The sequence below is a fragment of the Prosthecobacter sp. genome, from assembly GCF_044378005.1.
Lineage (GTDB): Bacteria > Verrucomicrobiota > Verrucomicrobiia > Verrucomicrobiales > Verrucomicrobiaceae > Prosthecobacter.
This window is the reverse complement of record NZ_JBILYB010000273.1, coordinates 1-3,924: the sequence shown is the minus strand read 5'-3', so window position 1 is coordinate 3,924 and position 3,924 is coordinate 1. Positions and strand designations below refer to the sequence as shown.

3 protein-coding genes are annotated in these 3,924 nt (G+C 60.4%); 2 read left to right on the top strand and 1 reads right to left on the bottom strand.

From position 1 onward, the window contains the following. Nucleotides 1–424, top strand: a 424-nt coding sequence (locus AC6FTP_RS25925; protein WP_497209794.1) for a cupin domain-containing protein, incomplete at its 5' end; no start/stop codon positions are given. Between the two features lie 19 nt (nucleotides 425–443). Next, nucleotides 444–2,651 (top strand): M60 family metallopeptidase, encoded by a 2,208-nt coding sequence (locus AC6FTP_RS25920; protein WP_497209793.1) that lies wholly within the window; start codon nucleotides 444–446, stop codon nucleotides 2,649–2,651. On the opposite strand, the gene AC6FTP_RS25915 is transcribed toward AC6FTP_RS25920, so the two are convergent. Then, the coding region (locus AC6FTP_RS25915; protein ID WP_497209792.1) for a PQQ-binding-like beta-propeller repeat protein at nucleotides 2,652–3,924 on the bottom strand (1,273 nt) is incomplete at its 5' end.

Here is a 3,924-nt window from a genome sequence, read left to right as displayed (position 1 = left end):
CCCGACGCTGACCGTGACCTTCCGCATCGCTCGTGCCTTTGGGCTGACTTTGCAGGAGCTCATCGAAAGTGCAGAGGCCACGGCGTCGAAGATTCAGGTCATCCGTGCCAGTGATCGAGCACAAGTCTATCGTAGCGACAAGCACCACGAGATCCGCACGCTCTCACCGCTGAATTTGGAGAAGGACGTGGAGTTCTACGAGGTCAGCCTGAAACCCGGCGGCGCTCTACGCAGTCAGCCTCACTTCGAAGGCACGCGTGAATTCCTGACGGTAGAGGAAGGTACCGTGCGCATCGAATCTGGCACCGATGTCGAAGACCTCACCAAGGGCGACTCTGGGACTTACCGGGCCGACGTGCCGCATGCCATCGTGAACACCGGCAAGGGCGAAGCGCTCGTCTTCCTCGTCGTCATTTACCGCTGATCCATTTCCCCACCCAACCATGAAACTGCCAACCTGCCTGCTGTTCCTTTTTGGCGCAGCCTCCTGTCTCGCTCAAATGCCTGCCGAACTCGTGAATGCCGAGCGCGGGAAGATACTCCAGGGCGTGAAGTCCGTGCCGAAGACTGGCGCGCCCGGCCCTGTTGGCATCTGGGGCACGATGGCTTTCCCCATTCTCTCCGCGCCTGACAAAGACGGCGTCGAGATCGCCGTGGGAGCCGCAGCGGGCTATGCGAAAGGGCGCATCATCGTCTTTGGTCATAACAGTTACCTCGACGGAAGTGCGGGGGGTGATCATGCGAAGCTCATCGAGAACTGCGTGAAATGGGTGGGCGCGAAAGACAAGCCACGCGTGGGTTTGAAAGGTGTGAAGGCCGCCAGTTTCGAGGCGAGCGGCTTCCGCGCAGAAACGTTTGATGCGGTGGACGCGAAGAGCCTGAATGACTTCGATGTCGTGGTGATCAACATCCAGGGTGTGACCAGCCCCGAAGAAGGCGCGGCGATCTCGGAGTTCATCAAAAAGGGCGGCGGGCTGATCGCAGGCATGACTGGCTGGGCTTTCAGTCAAACGAGCGGCGGCAAGGAGCTGGCGCTGGCTCATGGGGTGAATCAGGCGCTCATGCCAGCGGGCGTGGCGATCACGGACATGAGTGCTTTTGACAATCTGCGCAGCTTCGAAGCACGCGTGGATCTGCCGCCGATGATGAATGCTGCCACGGCCATCACCGCGATCAAAAAGCAGCGCGAAGGAGGACCTGCACTCGACCCTGTCGCGATCAAGCAAGGCACCAATGCTATCCAGATCGCCCTGGCCGCGCAGCCACCGGATCGCAGCAGCCTGCGCGATGCTGTGACGTCCGCGCTCGGCAGTCCAGGCGACTCCGCAGGTCCGCTGCCGACGCCTGAAACACCGCTCACCGCGGCCAAAGACAACGCCGCGCGACTCCGACTCGGCATGGAGACACGCGTGCTGCGTCTCGCAGGTGGTGACACGACCACTGCGCATCCGGCGCATGCCTTTTTCCCCGGCAAAGCGGAAGCCGATGCACCGCGCGTCACCCGCGAAGTGAGCGTGAATCCAACCATCCCTGGCTGGACGAGCACGGGCCTTTACGCTGCGGCTGGCGAGACGATCAGCGTCATCGTTCCGGTGGCAATCGCCGAGCAAGGTTACGCCGTGCGCATCGGCTGCCACAGCGACACGCTGTATCATCTCGACTCTTGGCAGCGCGCGCCGGACATCACGAAGTCCGCCACTATCGCCACCGCTGAAACCAAGACCGCGAGTGCCTTCGGTGGGTTGATTTACATCGAAGTTCCAGGCCGTGCGAAGGAGACCACCGCCTTCCTCGCCACGATCAAAGGTGCAATCCCCGCGCCGCTCTTTGTGCTCGGCCAGCACACGGACGAGCAATGGAACAGCGAGATCAAAAAGCAGCCCGGTCATTGGGCCGAACTCGCCTGTGCCAACCTCATCATCACCTGCCCGACGGAAGTCGCGCGCACGATCAATAACCCTACCGAGCTGATGACCTTCTGGCAAAAAGTGGTCGAGGCGCAGGATGACGTGAGCAATCAGGCCTCCGAGCGCAAACGCCCTGAACGCATCGTCTCGGATATTCAGATCAGCGCCGGTTACATGCACAGCGGTTACCCCATTATGATCCCCACGAGTGCAGCGCCGGAGATGGTCACCTTTGGCCGGCTTAAATTCCCCGGCTGGGGCTTTTATCACGAGATCGGGCACAACCACCAGCGCGGCACCTTCACCTTCGATGGAACAGGCGAAGTCACGAACAACGTCATCGGCATGTACTGCTACCACGAGGTGCTGAAGAAAGACTGGCTCATCGGCCATCCGGCGATCACCCCCGAAGCACGAAAGCAAAACATCGATCAAATCAAGCGCGCCTCCGACAAATGGCAGACGTGGAAAAGCGAACCCTTCCTGGCGCTCACCACCTACATCCAGATCATGCAGGAGTTCGGCTGGGAGAGTTGGCGGAAATATCTGCACAGCTTCGCCGACACCAGCTTCGGCCCCGCTCCGAAAGACGATGCCGACGCGCGCGATCAGTTCCTCATTCGCTACTCGAAGATCGTGAACAAGAACCTCGGTCCCTTCTTCGACTTCTGGGGCATCCCGGTCAGCTCCGGCGCGAAAGAGCAGGTGAGCAAGCTGGAGACCTGGATGCCGAAGGGCATCTGATCACTTCGCTAAAGAAGCGCACACGATCTCCTCGTCGTTGCGCATGAAGACGCATTGGTTCGCGAACGCCGGATGTGACCACACGACTGCACGACGAGGGTCGGTGGTGGTCGGTTTGAGGAGATTGGCACGGCTGATCTCCTCGTAGCCTTTTGGGCTGATTTTCGCGATGATGAGGTCGCCTTGTTCATTGGCGAGGAAGAAGCGGTCGGCGTGTTTGATGAGGAAGGCATTGGCCCAGCGCACAGGTTTGTCCCCCGTGGTGGCGGCAAAGGTTTCCCAGACACGTTCACCCGTGTCGAGTTTCAGGCAGCGGAGCTGGCCGTAGCTGCACACGCCGTAGATGTGACCGTCTTCGATGAAGGGCGTGCTCATGAGGCTGTGCAGCGTGTCGGTGTTTTTTTCACTGAAGCTTTTGCCTTCCCAATGCAGCGTGGCTTCCGGCTTCGTGCCGTCGAGTTTGAAGCACTTCGAACTGGTGTAGAAGGAGCTGAGCAGCAGCAGATCACCTGCGAGACGAGGTGTGGCGACACTGAGTCCCGCGCGAATCTCCCAGGGATGCGACCAGAAGACTTTGCCAGTGACTGGATCGAGCGCGTTCACCGACTGTGGATGCCAGAGGATGAGTTGCTTCGTGCCGCCAGCCTCGATCATCGTCGGTGGTGCATAACCGGGCTCGCGGGCATCGAGCGAACGCCAGAGTTCTTTGCCGCTGTCTTTATCAAAGGCCACCGCCACGCTGCCAGGACCGCCGCAGAGGCAGATGAGGCGATTGCCATCGAGCAAGGGATGACCCGCGAATCCCCACATGGGCGTTTTCGCATCGAACTCGGTTTTGAAATCATGCGACCACAGCATCTTGCCATTCGCGGCATCGAGACAGAAGAGATTCCCCTCCGCGCCCAGAGTCCACACCTTGCCATCTCTGACGACGGGCGTGCAGCGCGGGCCGGTGGAGTAGCTCATCGTGTAGGTGCAGTCGTAGCGATGCTCCCAGATCTGCGTGCCTGTGGCAGCATCGAGACAGAGCACGCGCTCCGTGCCTGGAATGATGCCGCTTGAGAAGGCATTGCCGGGTGCGGCGCTCTTTTCCGCCACCTGACGATCCATGAGATAGACTTTACCATTTGCGATGGCTGGTCCGGTATAGCCGCCGCCGATCTTCGTGCGCCAAAGCACCTTCGGGCCGCCTGCTGGAAAGGCATCGACGATACCCGTCTCGCGCCATACACCATCACGCTGCGGGCCGAGCCACTGCGGCCAATCGTCGGCA